The organism is Paenibacillus sp. P22, from assembly GCF_000469945.2.
Taxonomy (GTDB): domain Bacteria; phylum Bacillota; class Bacilli; order Paenibacillales; family Paenibacillaceae; genus Paenibacillus_O; species Paenibacillus_O humicus.
Genome location: NZ_CBRA020000012.1, coordinates 1 through 20310 on the forward strand (window position 1 = coordinate 1; position 20310 = coordinate 20310).

General features: G+C 59.5%; 21 protein-coding genes. 13 read left to right on the forward strand and 8 right to left on the reverse strand.

Features of this window, described 5'->3' with window-relative positions; translation table 11 throughout:
• The 4 genes from BN871_RS03745 to BN871_RS03760 form a co-directional block, all read left to right on the forward strand.
• Positions 1-491, forward strand: a 491-nt coding sequence (locus BN871_RS03745) for a TRM11 family methyltransferase (protein WP_048744654.1), incomplete at its 5' end; no start/stop codon positions are given.
• 84 nt (positions 492-575) lie between these two features.
• Positions 576-1409, forward strand: a complete 834-nt coding sequence (locus tag BN871_RS03750) for a hypothetical protein (RefSeq protein WP_048744656.1) — start codon at positions 576-578, stop codon at positions 1407-1409.
• A gap of 129 nt (positions 1410-1538) precedes the next feature.
• Positions 1539-2150: a DUF975 family protein gene (locus BN871_RS03755; RefSeq protein WP_048744658.1), complete on the forward strand. Its 612-nt coding sequence runs from the start codon at positions 1539-1541 to the stop codon at positions 2148-2150.
• A gap of 303 nt (positions 2151-2453) precedes the next feature.
• Entirely contained in the window at positions 2454-3329 is an 876-nt protein-coding gene (locus BN871_RS03760) for a hypothetical protein (RefSeq protein WP_021882043.1), read from the forward strand.
• A 112-nt stretch (positions 3330-3441) separates the two neighbouring features.
• On the opposite strand, the gene BN871_RS03765 is transcribed toward BN871_RS03760, so the two are convergent.
• The 3 genes from BN871_RS03765 to BN871_RS28810 all read right to left on the reverse strand — a co-directional run bounded on the left by BN871_RS03765 (position 3442) and on the right by BN871_RS28810 (position 6207).
• On the reverse strand, positions 3442-4779 hold the full coding sequence (locus BN871_RS03765; protein ID WP_048744661.1) for an MFS transporter: 1338 nt from the start codon (positions 4777-4779) through the stop codon (positions 3442-3444).
• A gap of 348 nt (positions 4780-5127) precedes the next feature.
• Positions 5128-5628, reverse strand: coding sequence for a DinB family protein (locus BN871_RS03770; RefSeq protein ID WP_021879872.1), 501 nt, complete (start codon positions 5626-5628; stop codon positions 5128-5130).
• Positions 5629-5790: 162 nt separating this feature from the next.
• Positions 5791-6207 carry a hypothetical protein gene (locus BN871_RS28810; RefSeq protein ID WP_048744664.1) on the reverse strand — a complete coding sequence of 139 codons (417 nt, stop codon included), beginning with the start codon at positions 6205-6207 and terminating at the stop codon, positions 5791-5793.
• 67 nt (positions 6208-6274) lie between these two features.
• Between BN871_RS28810 and BN871_RS28815 the strand changes: the two genes are divergently transcribed.
• Together BN871_RS28815 and corA are read left to right on the forward strand one after the other, a co-directional pair.
• Positions 6275-6730: an S-layer homology domain-containing protein gene (locus BN871_RS28815; RefSeq protein ID WP_048744666.1), complete on the forward strand. Its 456-nt coding sequence runs from the start codon at positions 6275-6277 to the stop codon at positions 6728-6730.
• 608 nt (positions 6731-7338) lie between these two features.
• A complete protein-coding gene (gene corA / locus BN871_RS03785) occupies positions 7339-8274 on the forward strand; it encodes a magnesium/cobalt transporter CorA (RefSeq protein WP_048744668.1) in 936 nt (311 codons plus the stop codon).
• A gap of 130 nt (positions 8275-8404) precedes the next feature.
• On the opposite strand, the gene BN871_RS03790 is transcribed toward corA, so the two are convergent.
• A complete protein-coding gene (locus tag BN871_RS03790; RefSeq protein ID WP_048744670.1) occupies positions 8405-9724 on the reverse strand; it encodes an MFS transporter in 1320 nt (439 codons plus the stop codon).
• 200 nt (positions 9725-9924) lie between these two features.
• Between BN871_RS03790 and BN871_RS03795 the strand changes: the two genes are divergently transcribed.
• The 4 genes from BN871_RS03795 to BN871_RS03810 all read left to right on the forward strand — a co-directional run bounded on the left by BN871_RS03795 (position 9925) and on the right by BN871_RS03810 (position 13845).
• Complete coding sequence (locus BN871_RS03795) at positions 9925-10827, forward strand: LysR family transcriptional regulator (protein WP_048744672.1); 903 nt, start codon at positions 9925-9927, stop codon at positions 10825-10827.
• Positions 10828-10878: 51 nt separating this feature from the next.
• On the forward strand, positions 10879-11688 hold the full coding sequence (locus BN871_RS03800; protein ID WP_021878046.1) for a histidinol-phosphatase: 810 nt from the start codon (positions 10879-10881) through the stop codon (positions 11686-11688).
• A 408-nt stretch (positions 11689-12096) separates the two neighbouring features.
• Positions 12097-12675, forward strand: a complete 579-nt coding sequence (locus BN871_RS03805) for a hypothetical protein (RefSeq protein WP_021878047.1) — start codon at positions 12097-12099, stop codon at positions 12673-12675.
• A 273-nt stretch (positions 12676-12948) separates the two neighbouring features.
• Positions 12949-13845 (forward strand): EamA family transporter, encoded by an 897-nt coding sequence (locus BN871_RS03810; protein WP_232312796.1) that lies wholly within the window; start codon positions 12949-12951, stop codon positions 13843-13845.
• A 33-nt stretch (positions 13846-13878) separates the two neighbouring features.
• Here BN871_RS03810 and BN871_RS03815 read toward each other — a convergent pair whose 3' ends face one another.
• Positions 13879-14700 carry a DUF695 domain-containing protein gene (locus BN871_RS03815; RefSeq protein WP_021878049.1) on the reverse strand — a complete coding sequence of 274 codons (822 nt, stop codon included), beginning with the start codon at positions 14698-14700 and terminating at the stop codon, positions 13879-13881.
• Between the two features lie 221 nt (positions 14701-14921).
• Complete coding sequence (locus BN871_RS03820) at positions 14922-15320, reverse strand: DoxX family protein (RefSeq protein ID WP_048744676.1); 399 nt, start codon at positions 15318-15320, stop codon at positions 14922-14924.
• Positions 15321-15492: 172 nt separating this feature from the next.
• Here BN871_RS03820 and BN871_RS03825 point away from each other — a divergent pair, with 172 nt between their 5' ends.
• The 3 genes from BN871_RS03825 (at position 15493) to BN871_RS03835 (ending at position 17530) form a co-directional block, all read left to right on the forward strand.
• Entirely contained in the window at positions 15493-15801 is a 309-nt protein-coding gene (locus BN871_RS03825) for a helix-turn-helix domain-containing protein (protein ID WP_048744678.1), read from the forward strand.
• 150 nt (positions 15802-15951) lie between these two features.
• Positions 15952-16863: a hypothetical protein gene (locus tag BN871_RS03830; protein ID WP_048744681.1), complete on the forward strand. Its 912-nt coding sequence runs from the start codon at positions 15952-15954 to the stop codon at positions 16861-16863.
• A 172-nt stretch (positions 16864-17035) separates the two neighbouring features.
• Positions 17036-17530 (forward strand): glutathione peroxidase, encoded by a 495-nt coding sequence (locus tag BN871_RS03835; protein ID WP_048744683.1) that lies wholly within the window; start codon positions 17036-17038, stop codon positions 17528-17530.
• A gap of 217 nt (positions 17531-17747) precedes the next feature.
• On the opposite strand, the gene sdhB is transcribed toward BN871_RS03835, so the two are convergent.
• On the reverse strand, positions 17748-18518 hold the full coding sequence (gene sdhB / locus BN871_RS03840; RefSeq protein WP_021878053.1) for a succinate dehydrogenase iron-sulfur subunit: 771 nt from the start codon (positions 18516-18518) through the stop codon (positions 17748-17750).
• 18 nt (positions 18519-18536) lie between these two features.
• On the reverse strand, positions 18537-20285 hold the full coding sequence (gene sdhA, locus BN871_RS03845; RefSeq protein ID WP_048744685.1) for a succinate dehydrogenase flavoprotein subunit: 1749 nt from the start codon (positions 20283-20285) through the stop codon (positions 18537-18539).
• Positions 20286-20310: the final 25 nt, after the last annotated feature.

Below are 20310 nucleotides of genomic sequence, written 5' to 3' on the forward strand. Positions count from 1 at the left end.
CCAAGCCGCGGCAGTATTCCACGGCGCTGCCCGCCCGGGCGGCGCGGGCCGCCGTCAACATCGCGGTGCCGGAAATTCCCGGCATACGCGCGCTCGATCCCTGCTGCGGCATCGGCACCGTGCTGCTGGAAGCTCTCTCGATGGACATCGACATCCGGGGCGCTGACCTCAATCCGCTCGCAGCGGTCGGGGCACGCGAGAATCTGCGGCATTTCGGCTATCCCGAAGAGCTGGTGCGGATTGCGGACATGCGCAGCCTGGAAGGGCGTTATGACGCCGCCCTGCTCGACATGCCCTATAATCTCTGCTCCGTGTCGCCGCCGGAGGAGCAGCTGGAGATGCTTGCCTCCCTGCGCCGGCTGGCGGGACGGGCCGTCATCCTGACGACCGAGCCGATCGAGCCGCTCATCCGGGAAGCCGGCTTCTCCATCCGCGAGACCTGCCGCCTGACCAAAGGCAGCTTCGTCCGTTTTTTGCATCTTTGCGATTGATCGCCGAGAAATTCATGACATCCATACTGTCAGGATGAAGGCGGTATACTGGGGCCGAACTCAATTTGCGAGGAGGACTCCTGTATGCCGTCTCATTTTGCGCTCGAAAAAGCCCGTTCCTTTCTGCTCCTGAACGCCCGTCTGATCGACCGCCTCCGCTTCCGCTTCCACTGGGAGGAAGGCTCCGCCGAAGCCGTCCTGCAGGCGCTGAAAGCCTATCAAAACCCAGATGGAGGCTTCGGCCATGCGCTTGAGCCTGACATTCGCTGCCCGCATAGCCAGCCCGTGCCGCTGGAGGTCGCCTTGGATGTAATCGCCGAGACCGGTCTGAGGGACAAGCAGCTGGAGGACGGCATCGTCCGATGGCTGAAGGCCGCTTCACTGCCCCAGGGAGGCTGGCCGATCATTCGCGGCGACGCGGCCGGCTGGCCGCTCTCCCCCTGGTGGGAAGGGCTGGACACCTCTGCCCCCTCTATCAACCCGACCGGCACGCTGCTCGGGATCCTCTACCGCAGCGGCTGGACAGAGCTTGCCGGACAAGACTGGTTCCAGGCAGCCGAACGGTCGGCGTGGAGGATGCTGGAGAGGGATCCGGATCGCGAGCCGCAAGGCTACCACGAAGCCGTCCACTGGATCGCCTTCCTGAACGCGGCTCCCGACCGGGAACGCGCCGAGCCGCTGCTGCGCCGGCTGGATGCCTGGCTGCGGAAGCCGGGCGTCATCGGCTTGGACTTCCATGCGGAAGGCTACGTCCACAAAGTGCTGGACTGGGCGCCGGAGCCGAACGCTTACGCGAGGAAATTCATCGAGGATGTTGCCGTGGAGGAGCATCTGGATGCGATGGAGAGAGAGCAGGAGGAGGACGGCGGCTGGCCGATGTCCTTCCCTGCCTTGAGTCCGGCGGCGGAGATGGAGTGACGCGGCATCGTCACGCTCCAGCGCCTGCTTACGCTGCGGGCATACGGCAGGCTGTGAGATGGCCTTCTAAGCTCGGGCGGCGTTGAATAAGCTGGGGAAGACATTCACCTTACACGAAGGGGGAATTCCATGTCTTCCCACATTCAGCCGTCCCGGGCGGAGATTCGCGCGGAGGCCCGCTCCGCCCTGTCCGGCAGATGGGCCCGGGCGATCGCGGTCAGCGCCATTCCGGTGGTGGTCAGCTTCATCCTGCAGGAGTTCGGCAGGTTCGGAGGGCTGCTCGAGCTGCTTGTCGCCGGTCCGCTCGCGCTCGGCTCGGCCCTCTTTTACCTTGCGCTCGCGCGCAGGCGGGAAATCGCCGTCGGAATGATCTTTGACGGCTTCCGCTACTACGGCAAAGCGCTCGGGCTCTATCTCCTGATGGCGTTGTTCGTGTTTCTGTGGACGCTGCTTCTGGTCATACCCGGTATTATCGCGGCATACCGCTACTCCCAGGCCTATTATATTCTGGCCGACAATCCGGAGACGGGAGTGCTCGAGGCTCTGGACCGCAGCAAGCAGCTGATGACCGGCCATAAATGGCGGCTTTTCGTGCTCCAGCTCAGCTTCCTCGGCTGGGCCATCCTGGCCGTGATTCCGTTCGGGCTCGGCCTGCTGTGGCTGATGCCTTACGTCTCGGCGTCCGCTGCGGTTTTTTACAGGCATCTGATCGAGGAGCCTCTTGTACCCGCCACTTTTTGATCTGTCCTTGCCATCGTCGTCTTGAGCCGCCATCCCCGGCATGAGGATTGAACCGGCGTGAACGGCAAGCAAACCTGACAATCCTCGTCCCACCTGCCCGCAAGAACATTGAAGAAGCATGCGCACAATTTCATGAAATTTGTCTTGACATTTCCGTTTCTCAGCCTTAAATTTAGAACATACGATCGTACGACATGTGTAGGAACATGCGGAAGCACCGCAGCCTGCGGCTCTCCTAGAGAGCTGCTTGCTGCGGTGCTTTTTCGCGTTCTATCATTCGTGCGGAATTAGGAGGAGATTGGATTGTCGACGACCATTTTTCCGTCTTTACGCGCTTCGGACTGGCGGCGCGCAGGCTCGGTAGCGGCTGCCCTCGTTGTTGCACTCATGCTGCTTGCGGCCCCGTCCCCGGCCGCTGCCGCTTCTCTCGCCGTCAGCCCCGCAGCCAAGAGCGCCTTCGAGCGGACGGCCGCCGCCGCAGCAGCTCCTGCGGCAGCCAGATTGAACGCCCATTATGGCGCTTACGTCTCGCTCACCGCCCAGTTGGAGGAACGAAGCCTTCGTGCCGCCGAGCTCCATCTTCGCAACAGCCGGGATACTGCCGCCATCCGCAAGTCGATTCCTTCGATTGACACCGATCTCATCGCCAAGCAGGAGGCCGCCGTGCAGAAGGCGAGGTCCGCCTACGAGCCTTTGTACGCGGCTTATACGGCCATGAACCATCAAGCTAGCGCAGCTTCCAAGTACGGCAGCAAGGAATTGGCCAAGCTCGTCCGCATGCAGGCAGATACGATGAAGGCCGCCGTTCAGCTGGCCCGGCAGCAGATCCGGATCCAGGAGGATCGGCTGAAAGCTCTCCGTGCAGAGCGAACCCGCAAGATGAACGCAGCACGCAAGGCATTGGGAGGAATGGACGAGTTCTCTCTCTCGATCCGATCCCGCCAATCCGCTGCCAAAGTTCCCGAATCCGCCGCAGCGGCCGCTCTCAAGGATTTTGGAGCCGCCGCACGCAAGAACGATGCCGCGGCCGTGGAGAACTCGCTGGCGATGATGAACGGTTATGCCAAGCAGCTGCTCGCCCACAAGCAGGCTATCGTCGATCTGGAGCTTAGAGGCGCATCCGTCGCTGCCGACGTGAAGAAACAGCTTGCGGCCCAAGGCATCCAGGTTCAGGCCTGATCGCCGAGGAGCACTGGAATGCGTGTGTTCCTGCCCTTATGAAGATCAGAGCCGTACCGGAAATGCCCCGCAATTCTTGCTCGATGGCCTTAAGGTTTTACGGGTAGATTCCCTATGTTTGCCCGGTGTCGGAAGCCTCGTCCCGAACAACAGCCTGCCCCTGGAACCTGCTTCGGTTGAGTCCGGCCAGGCAGGCCGTCAGCAGGTAGAAGGAACCCGTCATGGCATAGACAGCCGAGATGCCCCATCGGTCCGCCATCCAGGACAGAAGAACGACCGACAGGCCGAGCAGGGAGTATACCAGCGTATTTTCGGCGCTCATCACTTTGGGGAGCTGCTCGGGAGGGCAGGCGCTCTGGAAGACGGTTCTGCGCGTCACCTCGCGGAGCTGCTGAGGCGGCCCCATGAGGATGACCAGCAGCAGCGCGACCCATGGCGTTTCCGTCGCGGCATAGCCAAGCGTCATCAGGCCCATCAGACCCGCTCCGGCCATGATGGACAGAGCCGGCCGCCGCATCAGGCGTTTGGTGAAGGCAACGATGAGCAGGCCGCCGATGATGCAGCCGGCAAAATAACCTCCGTTGATGATTCCATACCATTCGGTTCCCCTGCCCAGCTGCTCGGTCGCATAGACGAGCATGAGCGCGCCGATCCAGGCCGCCCCGACCGTGCCTTCGATGGTATCCATCACAATGAGCAGCCGCAGGGTCTTGTTGCGCCAAATGTTTTGCCAGCCTTCCTTGACCGACGCCCAGGCACCGATCTTTTGGCCGCCGCTCCGGACTCCGCTGTCGCCGAGCTCCGGCAGGCCGGCAGCCGCCTCCAAGCCGGCTTCCCCTGCCGGGTCAGGTTTCTTTTGGCCAAGCGAAGCCGTTGAAGAAGCGGCCGGCTCCTTGAGCTGCAAGGTCAGCACAAGCGCCCCGGCATACATGGCAAGGGTCAAGCCCATGACGGTGCCGCCTCCCAGCCAGGTGACAAGGATGCCGCCCACTGCCCATCCGAGCAGCATGACGGTCTGGTCGGTTGTGGACATCAGCCCGTTGGCTTTCATCAGCTCGTTTTTGCCTGCATACATGGGGATGAGCGAATTGCGGACAGGCGTCGTAATGCCATCCGTGAACGACAGCAGGGCAATGAGGAGGAGAGCAATCGGAATTCCGCTGACGCTCATATTCGCCGCCACCAGAGCGAGTACGGCGAACAAGGCGACCTGCATCAGCTGGGACAGCTTGATCAGCGACGTAAGCCGGAACCGGTCCATGATGAGCGGTGCCATGATTCCGCAAGTGAGCTGGCCGGCAACCCGGCAGAGCGCCACGAATGCGGAGAACAGCGCCGAGCCGGTCAGCTTGTAGACCATTGTAATGACCGACAGCAGATACAGCGCATCAGCAAGATTGGAGAGGCTTTGTCCGGCCCACAGCAGCCGGAATAGTTTGGGATGGGTCATCTTCCTGCCTCTCTTTCTCGTTGATGGAGGATGATCGATTTAAAAAATCCTCTACTTTTGAAATAAATAACTTTATAAAGTCATCATATCTGTACCCTCCATGTAATGTCAACGATTTCCGGCGAAAGCCTCTGCGTCCACGTATTCGAACTCGCATTACGCTTGCCGACGATCATGATCCGTTGGACCCGATAAGCATAACGGTCTAGCGCACCAGTCCATAAGAAAAAAACGGCCGTCCGGGATAGCGATCCCTGAACGGCCGCTTTGCAGCTGCCTCGATAGATTTACTTTATCTGTATCTTTCTGCTCCGTATCTGCTCCGTTTCTTTCTGCATTATGCTCGGCCTACAGCCCAAGCCTTTGTTCCAGCTCCCTCTGCTGGGCCCGATGATGACGGAAGTGCATGCCGGACAGCTCGAACCACTCCCGGGCGTTCAGCCAGCCGAATCCGCCATGTCTGACTTTGCTGTCCGGATGGATCCGATTCAGCTTTTTCTCCCATTCCTGCATCCGTTCCAGTACATGCTCCAGCCTGCGTGCCAGCTCCTCCTTGCTGTCCGAGTTGCAAGGCGAGTTGGCCGGCCCGTCAGGCAGCTTGATTTTCACCGGCGGGAAGCTACCGAGCGCAAACAGCCGCTCGCCCGCCTCCGTCTTCACTGCCTGCTCCTTCTCGCCTCCGGAAGCGCATTTCTCCACTTGATCCAAATAATCAAGGGCCGCAGCGATCATATGATCGTACATCTGGCCGAGCGACCAGACCTCTTCCGAGAATTTGAACCGGAGCTGCTCCGCCGTGTATTTCTGCAAATCATGGATGTAAGACTTGATCAGATCCGAATAAGTCATGGACTTATGGCGCTCCTTTCAAGACCGTCTTTATCCCGAAGCTATCGGGAAGCTTCTCCTCAAAAAGCTCTTCCCGCATGGGAGCCGGCAGTTCTGCTGCTTTTCAGTGATGTGCCGATAGCGATGTGTGGACCGTCAAAGGCTGCCGGACCGAACTCCGGTTCAGGAATCCAGCCACACCTTGCCCGTCTCGGAGCTGTCGCAGCCCGTAATGGCGCCCAGTTCCCTTCGGAAAGCTTCCGATTGAAGAATATCCATCAGCTTGCCGATCCACGGAGAGTTTTCCGGCTTTTTGACCACAACCAGATCGTAGCGCTCGCGGATCAGCGGGATGAACTCTACGTTCCCTACGGAACCTTCGCCAAGCGCCGATCCGACTCCGAGTACGGAGCCTACTGCGACGCCGGCTCCCGGACCGGCTTGGACGCCGAATCCGACTCCGGGCGCTTCGCCTGCCCCATCGGCGGTTCCTGCGCCGTCATCGGCTCCCGCGCCTTCCGCTTCTCCACCGGGCGGATCGGCCGGCAGCGGCCGCCCGTTCACCGATCTTGCGGATGCGCCTTGGGCTGCCGCCGACATCAGCAGGCTCGCCGCGCTGGATATCGTCCGCGGCTCCCTTGCCGGCGCCTTCGAGCCGAACCGCGCCGTGACGCGTGCCGAGTTTGCAGTCCTGCTGCACCGCGCCCTGAAGCTTCCCGAAGCATCGGCATCCGCCGCGGGCAAGGCGCCGTTCAAGGATGTTCCCGCAGACTCCTGGTACAGCCAGGCCGTTGCCGCTGCCGCCGAAGCAGGCCTGATCTCGGGCACCGGCGGCGGAGCCTTCGAGCCGTCCAGGGCGCTGACCCGACAGGAGCTCGCCGTCATGGCGATGCGTGCTCTGCTGCTGCTCGGCACGTTCGAGGAACCGGACGCAGCAGAGACCGCTTCCCTTCTGGGCGCATACAAGGACGGCGGCAAAACCGCCCCTTATGCCCGGATCTCCCTCGCCGGCCTGCTGCAAGCGGGCATTCTGTCCGGGCTTCCGGACAGAATGCTCGCCCCGGCGCAGCCTGCCACGCGCGCGCAAGCGGCCGTCCTGCTGCTGCGGCTACTCGGCAGCTAAGCCGATCTCCGCCGTCCCAATTCCATGAACGCAGCCGGAATTTCCGCCTCTTGGCGGGGTTCCGGTTTTTTGGCTGCGCTTCTATTTTCCATGCGGTGCAGTTTCCGTACATCCTTTTGCGGCACAGGCGATCGGCATTCCATTCGGCATGGGGCGGCCAGCCCTCCGTCCTTCCCGATCTGCCTTGGGCATCGGCTTTCTGCTCAAGGGGTTCCCGCTGCTTTCTTTCCAGGTTTCCCTGCTTGCCGGCGAGCGCTCCGGAACCCCCTTCCCCCCTTCCGCATACACTGCACGAACAAGCCGGCGGAGAGAGCGGCTGCAGCCGATTTTTCCCGTCTGAATTTCCTTGAGTCCATCCTGTCCTAAAGAGTATACTAGACAAGACTTTCATACTGCCCCGAGGGGAACAAGGAGTGAAACGCCATGGAAGGCGAAGGGCCTACGCCAGCCTCTAGCAACGAACAGCAAACCCAACACCAAGAAGACGACAAGTCGGACCCCGCCTTGCGTGGACGTTGATCTTCCTGCCCTGCAGGCTCTTCTCCGCCCGCCGCCAACGGCTGCGGCATCCGGCTCCTGCTCGTTCTTCCGCGAGAGGAGAATAAGCCATGAAAATCCGCATGGTCAACAACGGGGTGTTCGCCCCCGTCGAAGATTTGCAAGCAACGCTTGCGCCGCCCCTTGAGGGCTTCTACTGGATCGACGCGGACGTCGAGGATCTTGCCGTCCTCCAGCCGCTGTTCGGCCTCCACGACCTGGCCGTCGAGGACTGTCTGAGCGAGGAGGAGCAGCGCCCGAAGATCGAGCTGTACGAAGGCCATTATTTTATCGTTATCAACAGCATCAGGTTCGATGACGAGGAGATCTTCCTCCGGGCGCTCAACATGTTTCTCGGCAGGCATTACATCATCACCGTCACGAAGCAGAAGATCAACGAGCTGCGTTCCCTGAAGCCGATTCTGTGGGAGCAGGACGTCAACCGTCCCGACCGCTTCCTGTACCATCTCGTCGACCTTGTCGTGGACAATTACTTCCTCGTCGGCGACCGGATCGAGGCGCGCATCGAGAGCCTCGAGGAAGACATTCTCATGCATACGAAAAAATCGCATCTCGGCGAGATCATCGGCCTGCGCAGCGAAATTCTCTGGCTCAAGAAGGTGCTCGGCCCTCAACGCGACGTCATCGCCACGCTGAACAAAAAGGATCTGCGCCTGATCGACGACCAGCTGCAGAAGTACTTCAGCGACATCTACGAGAATGCGGTCAAGATCACCGAGACGTTTGATACGTACCGCGACCTCATGGCGAACTTGCGCGAGGCTTACCAGTCCAGCCTGTCCAGCCGCGCCAACGAGATCATGCGCGTGTTCACGGCGCTGACGACGATCTTCATGCCGCTGACGTTCATTACCGGCATCTACGGCATGAACTTCGCCCATCTGCCGGGAGAGCATTTCTATTACGGCTTCTACCTCATCATGGGCTTCATGCTTATGCTGGGCGGCGGCATGCTGTTCCTGTTCCGCAAGAAAGAGTGGCTGTGATGAGAGCGGCCGGTCCCCGAAGACGAAGCAAACCCCTTGCATGAGAGCTGCTTAAGTGCAGCCGTGCAAGGGGTTTGCTGTTTTCGGGAATGATGAGCAAGGAGCGCCGGACGGCCGCTTCCGCACGGAGCTAGGCTCCGAAGCCGCTGCCTCCTGCAGCCGCGCCTGGAAGCTCCGCTTGTTCCGCTTGAAGCGCTCCCTTGACGAAGTCGACCAGCGACAGCAGGACCATTCCGATCAGGAAGAAAGCCGCAACCGACAATATCGCCGTCCGGCTCGAGCCTGTCAGCGTGCCGACAATCGAAAAGACGAGCGGGCCGAGCATGGAGGTGAACTTGCTGGAAAGGGCGAGGAATCCGAACCATTCGCCGGATCTGCCTGCCGGTAGAAGTCCCGCATACAGCGAGCGCGCGGCCGACTGGCTGCCGCCCTGGACAAGGCCGACCATGAACGCCAGGATGTAGAAATGCAGCTGGTTCGTCATGAAATAGCCAAGCACGACGATGACCAGATACACAGCCAGGGAGTACATCAGCATCCGCTTGGCGCCGAATCGGGATACAAGCCGCCCGAACAGCAGCGTCGCCGGCAGGCCCGTGAACTGGGTAATCAGCAGAGCCAGGATGAGATCGCTCGATTCGATGCCGATGCTGGAGCCGTAGATCGTCGCCATGACGATGACCGTGCTGATGCCGTCGTTGAAAAACCAGAAGGCGATCATGTATTTGAGCAGCTCGGGGTACCTCTTCAGCGAGCGCAGCGTTTCGCCCAGGCGCCGCATGGATTGCCAGGCCGTCCGGCCTACCCTCCTCAGCGCCGGTCCCGACATCCGCTCCGGACGAGGCTCCTTCCAGTTCAGGAAAAGGGGCAGCGAGAACAGCAGCCACCAGATGCCGACCGTCACGAACGAAGCTTTGGTGGCGGCCGTCGAATCGGCGAAGCCGAACCACTCGGGCTTCTGGATCATGAGGATATTGACGGCGAGCAGCAGCCCTCCGCCCGCATATCCCATCGCATAACCTTGAGCGCTTACCTTGTGCCGGTCATTTTCCGGGATGCCGTCGCGCAGAAGAGCGTCATAGAAGGTGCCGCCGGTCGTGAAGCCGATGATGCCGAGAACGAGCAGGCAGGAGGCGAGGAACCAGTCTCCTTCTCCGGCAAAAGCCATCAGCGAGCTCGGAACGGCTCCCAGCAGGGTGAACGCGATCAGGAACCGCAGCTTTGAGCCGAGCAGGTCGGCCGCAGCTCCCGCGAGCGGCGACAGCAGCGCGACGAACAGCATGGCGATGCTCTGGGTGTTGGCCCAGTAGACGGAAGCCAGCGAGCCTTCAAGGCCTTTTCCCGCGACCTTGTCGTAATATACCGGCATGACGGCCGCAATCATCGTCGTAGCAAACGCGGAGTTGGCCCAATCGTACAAGATCCAGCCCCTGACAGCCTTTTTGTCCATAAGGAATGCAATCCTCCTCCGATTCGGCTCCGGGCAGGCGGCCGTATGCAACAGCTTCGCCGTCCGAAAACCTTTTCCTGCTGAAGGAGCAAGCGCTGGAGGTCAACTTATTGTAAATTTCCGGAAGCTTTACCCGCCCTGCTCTCTTCTATATACTAAGAAGAAATGATAAAAAACTCTTATCAAAAGGAGGGAAACCTCTGAATATCAGCCAGCTCGAAACGCTGCTCACCATCTCCAAGACGATGAGCTTCCGCAAGGCCGGGGAGCAGCTCAACCTGACCCAGCCGGCCGTATCGGCCCAGATCAAGAGCCTGGAGGAGGAATTCAAGACGGTGCTGGTAGACCGCAACCAGCCTGTGACTTTGACGGACCGGGGACAGGTGTTCCTTGACCATGCCGTGCGCATCCTGTCCATCGTCGAAGAGCTGAAGCAGAAGCTGTCCGACCTGAACCATATCCCGCAAGGCCATATCGTGCTCGGGACGACGAGCTCCATCGCCATCCAGATTCTGCCGCGGGTGCTGTCCTACTTCCAGAACCAGTTCCCGCTGATCAAGACGACAATCCATTCGATGCCGTCCTCCCAGGTCATGGCCAGCGTGGAGAAAGGCAGCGTGGATCTGGGGATTACTTACCTGTCCGAAAAGAATCCGAATCTGCAGACGTCGGCTCTTTACTATGATACTTTCGAGCTTGTCGTATCCCCCGCGCATCCGCTGGCCGAGCTCAAGCATGCCTCCATCGACAAGTTGAAGGACATTCCGCTGATCATGCTGTCTCCCGATACGCTCGGCAGGCGCTTCGTCGACCGCATCTTCTCCAAGAACGGCATCATTCCCAATATCGTGATGGAGCTGTCCAGCAGCGAGGAGGTCAAGCGGATGGTCGAGATCAACCTGGGAGCCGCGATCGTCTCCAACCTGTCCATCGCCAACGAGCTCCGGGCGGGCACGCTGCGGATGATCCGGGTGACGGAGCTGGAGGTCACCCATCCGATCGGCGTCGTCTACAAGTCGGGAAGATATTTGAACTCCGCCATGCAGCAGTTCCTGAGCGATCTCAAGGGCATGCCCGAAGCGCAGTTCATCAGCAGCGAGTAGTCCAATAGATTTGCTTTGAATCCGATACGAGCTTGAGGAGGAAACGATCACATGAAATTCGATCTGCACACCCATCACAGCCGCTGCGGCCATGCCGAAGGAAGCATCGAGGACTATATCCGCGCCGCGATCGACGCCGGAATCGGTGCGATCGGCATCTCCGACCATTCCCCCTACTTCGGCAGCGAAGAAGACCATCCCGAGCCGGGCATTGCGATGGCCCGCAGCTCTCTGCCGGGCTACGTCGAGGAAGTGCTGGCCCTGAAGGCCAAATACGAAGGCAGGATCGAAGTGCTGCTGGGCATGGAGTCGGATTTCTTTCCGGAGCATGCCGATACATACCGCAAGGCTTACGAAGCCTATCCGTTCGACTATATCATCGGCTCGGTCCATTTCACGTCAGGCAAAAGCATCTTCAACAAAACCCGCTGGAAGGGATTGTCGCAATCGGCGCAGGCCGAGCAGAAGCGCGAGTATTATGAGCTGATCCGCCAATCGGCCGTCAGCGGCATGTTCCAGGTGCTCGGCCATATCGACGCGATGAAGGGATATTATCCCGCCTTCTCCGGCATCCCTGCTTCCGAGAGCATCGACTTGGCTCTGCAGGCTATCGCCGGAAGCGGGGCGTCGATCGAGATCAACACCTCCGGCAAAACGAAAACGGTCGGCGGCTGGTACCCGTCCAACGAAATTCTGGAAAGAGCTCATTACTTCGGCGTCACATGCAGCTTCGGCTCGGATTCCCATGTGCCCTCGCGGGTCGGAGACGACTTCGAGGAAGTCCGCGCCCTGCTGAAATCGATCGGTTTCCGGGAATGGTTCTTCTATCGGCAGAAGCAGCCCGTGGCGGTGCCTCTTTGATCAGCTGACGCTTCTCCGCAAGCGTTCCCAACAATGTTCAACGGATCAGGCATTCCCGCAGCCTTCAACGGACCAGGCATTCCGCAGCCTTCAACGAATCGAACATGCCAAGAGCCATGGAAGGATTCAAGCTTTTATGTTCAGCTTTGATCTGTCTTACCGATCTGTCTGTTTTCGAGCCCTTAGGGGCTCTATTTTTTATTGGACAAGCCTTGACAAATCTTTTTCTGGAAAGGATTGCAAAAACTAATATAATTAGTTATAGTAAAACTAAAGGTATTAGTTTTAGTAAAGAGGAGGATTTCCACGATGAGCTTCATTGTGTTCATGCTCTTGTTTACGGTCGGAATGGGTTGGGCGGATGCCCGGATAAGACGTGCTTCTATTCAAGAAAAGGGGTGAGGAAATATGTTCGCCGGACATTTCGGATTAGCCGCAGCCGTTAAAGCCAAAACTCCTCAGGTTCCTCTTTGGACGCTCATGCTGGGCACGCAGCTGCTCGACGTGCTTTTCGTTCCCTTCCTTCTGACGGGCAAGGAAACGTTGGAGGCTGTCCCAGGCGCCGATGGTTACGGCGGCTTCATTATTCATGCGGATTATACGCACTCGCTGGTCGGCACCTTGCTCCTTGCTCTGATTGTCGGATGGCTCGCTTCCCTGAAATGGGGCCGCAGGGGCGGCTGGACGATCGGCGCCGTCGTCTTGAGCCACTGGGTGCTTGACCTCGCCATGCACCGCGCAGACATGCCGATTTTCCCCGGAAATGCTGGAGACCTGCCGCTCCTCGGTCTCGGATTGTGGCAATGGCCGTCGATAAGCATGGCCGCCGAGCTTGCACTGGTGACTGTCGGCGCCATCCTGTATGTGCGCTCTCTGCCCGCTGCCGGCAACGCATCGATAATCCGCAGCCGCAAACTGTGGACCGGCGCGGCCATGTGCGCTCTGCTCCTGCTCTCGCTTGCGTCGGATACGCTCGGGTGGGGCTGACGGGAGCAGCCTCAATGCGGTCGGCATCAAAGCCCGTATGATTCAGCCGGCTCCGCATGGTAGACTGTAATTGCCAGTCCATGCCGCCCCTCCCTTCAAGAGGGCAAAAAAAAGTGGACCTCCCATAAGGAAGGTCCCAAGTATATTTATTAAAAGGGGGTCATGTCACTATCTTAACCCCTGATTGTAATAGCGGCGTGACAGGAATATTTCATTTGTGTAACAGATTCTGTTTCCCACTCCCATACAGGCAGCAAAGGAGCACCGACCCTCATGACAGCCCCTGCAATATGGCTTCTGATCTCGATCGGCAGCGCGGCCGTATTCGGCCTCGCCGGCTGGTGGATGAAAGTATCCCAAATGCGCGGAGGGAGCAGCACCTCCCTCCTACTGGGATTGTACGCGACAGGAACGGCCGGCTTTCTCTTCCAATGCGTGGCGGACGGAAGCTGGACGGACGCGCTCGGCTGGAAAGCCTGGGTCGCAGGAGCGGTTGTCGGAGCCGGCTCCGCCTGGGGCAACGTCGTTTTCATGCAGGCGCTGCGCTACGGCCCGGCCAGTCTCACCTCGCCGATTACGAACCTCAACATCGTCCTTGTCGTGGCGATGTCGGTATGGATCTACGGAGAGCCGCTTGGAGGCTGGGAAGCGGCCGGAATCGTCCTGCTGCTGGCAGCGGCAGTGCTGATTGCCTTGCGCCGCTCGGAGCCGCTCTCGATCGGAGACCGGCGCTGGTTCCTGTATACGGGGGCGGCCGTCGTTCTGTTCAGCTTCCGCAACGGAGGCTTGAAGGTGACGAGCGAGCTCGGCCTGCCCTCCTCCTCCGTTCTCTTGACCGGCTACTTCCTTTCGCTGCTCTGGTTTGCGGCAGCCGCCCTCAAGGAGCGCTCCGGCCGGAAGACCGGCAGCGCAGCTCCGCAATTCTCTGCCGATGAATGGAGCATCGGCCTCCGTCTCGGCCTGCTTGCGGGATTGTTCTCCTATGGGGGACTCCAGCTCTATGCCTGGGCGCTCGAGACCGGCAAAGCCGGCATAGCCGCTCCCATCTTCGCGACAAACAGCCTTGTCGTGGCGGCCGGCTCGATCCTGCTGTACCGGGAACGCCTGACAAGGCTGCAATGGCTCGCCTTTGCCTGCCTCCTGGCAGGCCTCTTCGTGATCAAGCTATAAGGCAGACGGCAACTAATGCCGCCCTGCGCATCTTCAGCTTTTGGGACGGCAAGCGGCCGAGAACGAGCCGAGCCACTTTTTCCACCAAGCCTTGATCCGGTAAGAAGCGGTAAGCTTCATGACCGATCCCCAGCCGTCGTATTTGCCGCCGCCCGCCCCGATCATCCGGTACAGCTCGTCGACCCGTCCGTTGACGGTCTCCAGCCTGACGTCCTCGAAGCGGCTGATGACGAGAGGGTACGGGTATTCGGGCTCCGGCTCCCCGCTCTTGCCTTCTTCGATCCGGTACCCCATCGTTTCCAGCTTCATCCGCATCAGCTTGCGGCCGTCATGATCGCGGAAGAGCAGCCAATGATACACATTGCGCGGCCTCCGGATATCATCCCCCCGGTTCAGCAGCGCGTACACCATTTGGGCATTGTGGATGAACAGCTCCTCGAGCGTGTCCGGCAGCAAATACCGGTAAAACTCCCAGTCGGAATCCGGCTTGACGTAATGCATCAGCCTGCTGCCGCTTCTTGACGACAACAGCTTCTGCAGCGGCTCCAGCGACGCTCCGCTCTCCATGTAATAATAATATTCAAGCCTTCTCGGCGTATTGATGCGTCCGATATAGACGGAATTCCCTCCCGCTTGCACGGCCTCTTCCAGCTCATGCTCCATCCTCTCCAGCTCGGATATCATGCTTTCCTTGTTCTTATGCCGGCTGCGGATGGAGTAGAGGTTGATTGTGATCGACAACAGCTGGTTCAAGCCCGGCGGGTGCGCATCCTGTTTCCAGGCGCAATTGACAAGGATCCTCATCAATTCCTTGTCCTCGGATTGGCGTTCGAAAAAGCCCCAGTCGTCTGCCATCGCCGCACCTCGCTTTCTGACGGTTCACCCCCGTCAAATGTCTGTCTATTATACAGGACCGCTTCGGTCCGGCAAATCGTTTTTTTGTCCGTTCTAGTCCAAAGACGCAGCGGAGCTGGAAAAGTTGCGGGGTTCATCCGGCATTTCAGGACAAAAAAGCCTCTTCCTGCCAGCGCCAGCGTAACCGGCTGCCGGACAAGAAGAGGCCATTCGGATGATGGTCAGCTCAAGATGGCGTCGATGGAATAGGCTCCTGCGCCGGTGAATGCGACAGCCAGCGCGATCGCGATGAGAACGAGATTGTACTCGTAGCCGTTGGACGTCGCCCAGATGCCGTTCGCTCCGTGAACCTTCGCGATCGCGACAAGCATCGGGATAATGATCAGCGCCGCGGCGATCCACACCCATAGACCAAGCGCCAGCAGCAGCCCTCCCAGCAGCTCCGAGAGCCCCGCCAGCACCGCCATCAGCACGCCGGGCTTGGCGCCGAGCGACTCCAGCCAGCCTGCCGTCCCCTTGATTCCGTAGCCTCCGAACCAGCCGAACAGCTTCTGCGTGCCATGCGCCGCGAACAGCAGCCCCGCTACAACCCTTAAGATAAGAATGCCCGTATCGAACATATTGAACCCCGCCTCTTCATAGAATGTATTCGTCTGTTGCTTGACTGGACTTATCATAAAACATTAACTAACTTTAGTCAAGTTAATATATTAAATTAATTAGTTCAGGGACAGTCGCTTACATTTCCTTAGTTTATATGGTACAATGGGTGCACAAGAAGGAGTGATAAGAATGGACTACTCCACCATGTGTCCCAAGTACGAAGCCGCTATCGAGCTGCTTGGGAAAAAGTGGACGGGCCTTATCATCCGGGTGCTGCTCGGCGGGCCCAAGCGGTTTAAGGAAATCAAGGAACAAATTCCGGAGATGAGCGACAAGATGCTGACCGATCGGATGAAGGAACTCGAACAGGCGCAAATCGTGAACCGCAAGGTTTATCCGGAGATGCCTGTACGGATTGAATATGAGCTGACCGACAAAGGACATCATCTGCAGCCTGTCATCGAGTCCATTCAGGACTGGGGAGAGCATTGGATGTAGCGTTCCGAGCCATCTGGCCGCCCGACGGGCGGCTTTTTTGCTGTTTCGGGCTCCATCCCCATCCCCTCTAGTTCCGCTCGATGGTGGAAATCCGTACCTGCGGGAGCTTATACTAGAATGGACATCAATAGCGGACAGTGAGGGTGAGGCATGGATACGATCAAGCAGGCATACAGGGACTTGGGACTGCCCGACAACGCTTCCAAGGAAGAAGTCGAGAAAAAATACTCCTTGCTGCTGCGCAGGGCCCGCAGCCAGCAAGGCCGCGGCGGGGACGGCGAAGCGGCAGGATCTCCGAGCCTCGAGACGATCAATGCGGCGTACCGGACGATCCTGGAGCACGAGGAAACGGCGGCGCGGGAAGAGTACAACAAGAAGGCGTACGGAAAATACAAGGGAATGGCGGGATCCGCGCAAAAGGTGGACCACTTCTTCAGCTATTATAAGTTTCACTTGCTGGGCGCGATCGTGCTGATCGCCGCCGTCGTGTACGGCATCAACGCTTACCTGAACCATAAGGAGGAGCAGGCCGAGCTGGCCAAGCTTCCTCCGGCCGCCCTGGCTCTCTCCTATTTCGGCGAATTCGGCTCGCCCGCCGGAAGCGACGTGACGACAGCCGAGCAGCAGCTTGTGAGCCGGTTCCCGGATTGGAAGCGAGTGATCGTCCATCTCACCTACGTACCGGCCGATCCCATGTCCGGGCAGGACATGGCCATGGTCCAGAAGAGCGTTCTCGATCTCATCACGAACAAGGACGACGTCTACTTGATGGATCGCGCCAGCTTCGACAAGCTGGCTTCCCAGAACGCCCTTCTCCCTCTGGAGACCCATAAGGATGCGCTCGGCTCCGAATACAACGACGCCCATGCCTTGAGCGCGGCTGCACAGGATACTCCGAACGAGCAGCATGTGTACGGCGTCGATGTCACGGACAGCCCTCTCGTCAAAAGCATGGGCCTGGAGGGCGGCCGCTTCATAGCCGGCATCCGCAGCGATACGACCAGGCTGGACAATTCCTTGCAGTTCATCCGGGCTGCCTTGTCGGATACTTCCGCTCCTTAGCCCTTCCTCCAACACCTGCAAATCCGATTGCGGGATCAGCCAAGCGGCCCTTCCTCTACAGGAAAGGGCCGCTTGTTTCATCTTTTGAACCGATCGGGTATGCATGGTTGACAGCTTCATTTAAATTGCATACAATCTAATTAGAGTGAGAAGATGGATGGAGGCGATACCGATGTCTATTTATGATATTGAAGTCGAGACGGCGCGCGGCGCCAAGGAGACGCTGGAGCGGTACAGAGGCCAAGTGATGCTGATCGTCAATACGGCGACCAAGTGCGGCCTGGCGCCTCAGTTCGACGGGCTGGAGAAGCTTCATCAGACATACGGGGACAAGGGGCTGGCCGTTCTCGGCTTTCCATGCGGACAGTTCGCCAACCAGGAACCCGGCGACAACGACCAGATCCAGGAAGCATGCAAAATCAATTTCGGCGTCACGTTTCCGCTGTTCGCCAAAGTCGACGTCAACGGGAGCGGCGCCCATCCTCTCTTCCGTTATCTGACCGAGAACGCCAGAGGCTTCCTCGGCTCCAAGGCGATCAAGTGGAATTTCACCAAGTTCCTGGTCGACCAGGAAGGCCGCATCGTCAAGCGCTTCGCGCCGACCGACAAGCCGGAGAAGATCGAGAGCCATATCGCCAAGCTTCTCGGTGCGCCGGCTCCCGTATAAGCGCCTCAGCCAAGGAGCTTGCATGAGCCGGATGGAAATACGCGGCTCCGCGCATGAACGAAAAACCCTTAGGGAACAGAACCGGTACCGGCAAGCTCCGCAACCAGGCCGGCAACAAAAAGCTTTAGAACAAACCGGCCAGTTCTATACCAGACAGGAAAGAACAAAAAGACCCCGTACCGGCGACCGGTACGGGGTCTTTCGTATTGCGGGGCGATTACACGCCCAGGAAGTTTTTGAACAGCTGCACCGTCGTGTCGCGGTTGATCGCGGCGATCGACGTCGTAAGCGGAATGCCCTTCGGACAGGACCGCACGCAGTTCTGCGAGTTGCCGCAGCCTTCGATGCCGCCGTCGTCCATCAGCGTTTCCAGACGCTCGGCTTTGTTCATCTCGCCCGTAGGATGGGCGTTGAACAGGCGAACCTGGGAAATCGCCGCCGGTCCGATGAAGCTGGAACGGTCGTTGACGTTCGGGCAAGCCTCGAGGCAGACGCCGCAAGTCATGCACTTGGACAGCTCGTAAGCCCATTGGCGCTTCGTCTCGGCCATCCGTGGTCCCGGACCGAGATCGTAGGTGCCGTCGATCGGAATCCATGCCTTGACGCGCTTGAGGGCATTGAACATGCGCTCGCGGTTGATGACGAGGTCGCGCACGACCGGGAACGTGCTCATCGGAGCGACGCGTACCGGCTGCTCCAGCTTGTCGACCAAGGCGCTGCACGCCTGGCGCGGCTTGCCGTTGATGACCATGGAGCAGGCTCCGCATACTTCCTCGAGGCAGTTCGACTCCCAGCATACCGGAGTCGTGGACGCGCCGTCGGCTTTTACCGGGTTGCGCTGGATTTCCATCAGGGCGCTGATGACGTTCATGTTCGGGCGGTACGGAACCTCAAACTCTTCGGTATAAGGAGCCGCATCCGGCGAATCTTGACGGGTAATAATGAACTTGACCATTTTACCGGTCTTGGTAGCTGTTTCGGTTGCCATTGTCGTTCTCCCTCCTCCTTAGTGCTTGTTGCTCGAGTAGTCGCGCTTGCGCGGCGTAATGAGCGAAGTGTCGACTTCCTCGTACGAAATTTCCGGGCCTTCCGGCGTGAATTTCGCGATGGTCGTCTTCAGGAACTTCTCGTCGTCCCGTTCCGGGAACTCCGGCTTGTAGTGCGCGCCGCGGCTCTCGTCGCGGAGCAGCGCGCCCTTGGTCATCGCCTCGGACAGCTCCAGCATGTTCCACAGCTGGCGGGTGAAGGCGACGCCGGCGTTGTTCCAGCGGGCCGTATCGTTGATGTTGATGTTGGTGTAGCGCTGCTTGAGCTCCTTGATCTTCTGGATCGTCTGCTCCAGACGGTCGTTGTAGCGGACGACGGTCATGTTGTTCGTCATCCACTCGCCGAGCTCCTTGGCCAGCACGTAGGCGTTCTCCGTGCCGTCCATCTTGAGGATGGACTCGTACTTGTCCGTGCGCAGCTTCACTTCGCGGTCGAAGATGCTGGAAGACACGTCTTCCGCGGACTTTTTAAGTCCTTTGATATATTCCACAGCCTTAGGTCCCGTCACCATCCCGCCGAAAATGGCGGACAGCAGGGAGTTCGCGCCGAGACGGTTCGCTCCATGGTACTGGTACTCGCATTCGCCGCAGGCGAACAGGCCCGGGATGTTGGTCATCTGGTTGTAGTCGACCCACATGCCGCCCATCGAATAGTGGACCGCCGGGAAGATCTTCATCGGCAGCTTGCGCGGATCGTCGCCGACGAACTTCTCGTAGATCTCGATGATGCCGCCGAGCTTGACGTCGAGCTCCTTGGGATCCTTATGGGAAAGATCGAGGTAGACCATATTCTCGCCGTTGATGCCGAGCTTCTGGTCGACGCATACGGAGAAGATCTCGCGGGTCGCGATGTCGCGCGGCACGAGGTTGCCGTAAGCCGGGTATTTCTCCTCGAGGAAGTACCAAGGCTTGCCGTCCTTGTACGTCCAGATGCGGCCGCCTTCGCCGCGCGCCGATTCGGACATGAGACGGTTTTTGTCGTCGCCCGGAATGGCCGTCGGGTGGATCTGGATCATCTCGCCGTTGGCGTAGTGGACGCCTTGCTGGTACACCGCGCTGGCTGCCGTGCCCGTATTGATGACCGAGTTGGTCGTCTTGCCGAAAATGATGCCGGGGCCGCCTGTCGCCAGGATGACCGCGTCGGCGCGGAAGGAATGGACCTCCATCGTGCGCAGGTCCTGGCCGGTGATGCCGCGGCAGACGCCGTCCTCGTCCACGACCGCTCCCATGAACTCGAAATGCTCATGCTTGCTGACGAGGCCGGCGGCCTCCCAGCGGCGTACTTGCTCGTCCAGCGCGTACAGCAGCTGCTGGCCCGTCGTCGCGCCGGCGAACGCCGTGCGGTGGTACTGCGTGCCGCCGAAGCGGCGGAAGTCCAGCAGGCCTTCCGGCGTGCGGCTGAACATGACGCCCATCCGGTCCATCAGGTGGATGATGCCGGGGGCCGCTTCGCACATCGCCTTGACAGGCGGCTGGTTGGCGAGGAAGTCGCCTCCGTAGACGGTATCGTCGAAGTGCTCCCATGGGGAGTCCCCTTCGCCCTTTGTATTGACGGCGCCGTTGATGCCGCCCTGCGCGCACACGGAGTGGGAGCGCTTGACCGGCACGAGCGAGAACAGGTTGACGTGCACGCCCGCCTCGGCCGCCTTGATTGTAGCCATCAGGCCGGCGAGTCCGCCGCCGACGACGATAATGTTGTTTTTAGCCATGACTTTGAGGTCCTCCTTGTCTATC

Coding starts and splice junctions, on each gene's coding strand:
- BN871_RS03800 (WP_021878046.1), top strand. CDS start 10,879: ATGAAATTCGATCTGCACACCCATCACAGCCGCTGCGGCCATGCCGAA.
- BN871_RS03820 (WP_048744676.1), bottom strand. CDS start 15,320: ATGTTCGATACGGGCATTCTTATCTTAAGGGTTGTAGCGGGGCTGCTG.
- BN871_RS28810 (WP_048744664.1), bottom strand. CDS start 6,207: ATGTCGGCGGCAGCCCAAGGCGCATCCGCAAGATCGGTGAACGGGCGG.
- BN871_RS03810 (WP_232312796.1), top strand. CDS start 12,949: ATGACAGCCCCTGCAATATGGCTTCTGATCTCGATCGGCAGCGCGGCC.
- sdhB (WP_021878053.1), bottom strand. CDS start 18,518: ATGGCAACCGAAACAGCTACCAAGACCGGTAAAATGGTCAAGTTCATT.
- BN871_RS03750 (WP_048744656.1), top strand. CDS start 576: ATGCCGTCTCATTTTGCGCTCGAAAAAGCCCGTTCCTTTCTGCTCCTG.
- BN871_RS03825 (WP_048744678.1), top strand. CDS start 15,493: ATGGACTACTCCACCATGTGTCCCAAGTACGAAGCCGCTATCGAGCTG.
- sdhA (WP_048744685.1), bottom strand. CDS start 20,285: ATGGCTAAAAACAACATTATCGTCGTCGGCGGCGGACTCGCCGGCCTG.
- BN871_RS03805 (WP_021878047.1), top strand. CDS start 12,097: ATGTTCGCCGGACATTTCGGATTAGCCGCAGCCGTTAAAGCCAAAACT.
- BN871_RS03790 (WP_048744670.1), bottom strand. CDS start 9,724: ATGGACAAAAAGGCTGTCAGGGGCTGGATCTTGTACGATTGGGCCAAC.
- BN871_RS03765 (WP_048744661.1), bottom strand. CDS start 4,779: ATGACCCATCCCAAACTATTCCGGCTGCTGTGGGCCGGACAAAGCCTC.
- BN871_RS03815 (WP_021878049.1), bottom strand. CDS start 14,700: ATGGCAGACGACTGGGGCTTTTTCGAACGCCAATCCGAGGACAAGGAA.
- BN871_RS03830 (WP_048744681.1), top strand. CDS start 15,952: ATGGATACGATCAAGCAGGCATACAGGGACTTGGGACTGCCCGACAAC.
- BN871_RS03755 (WP_048744658.1), top strand. CDS start 1,539: ATGTCTTCCCACATTCAGCCGTCCCGGGCGGAGATTCGCGCGGAGGCC.
- BN871_RS03835 (WP_048744683.1), top strand. CDS start 17,036: ATGTCTATTTATGATATTGAAGTCGAGACGGCGCGCGGCGCCAAGGAG.
- BN871_RS03770 (WP_021879872.1), bottom strand. CDS start 5,628: ATGACTTATTCGGATCTGATCAAGTCTTACATCCATGATTTGCAGAAA.
- corA (WP_048744668.1), top strand. CDS start 7,339: ATGAAAATCCGCATGGTCAACAACGGGGTGTTCGCCCCCGTCGAAGAT.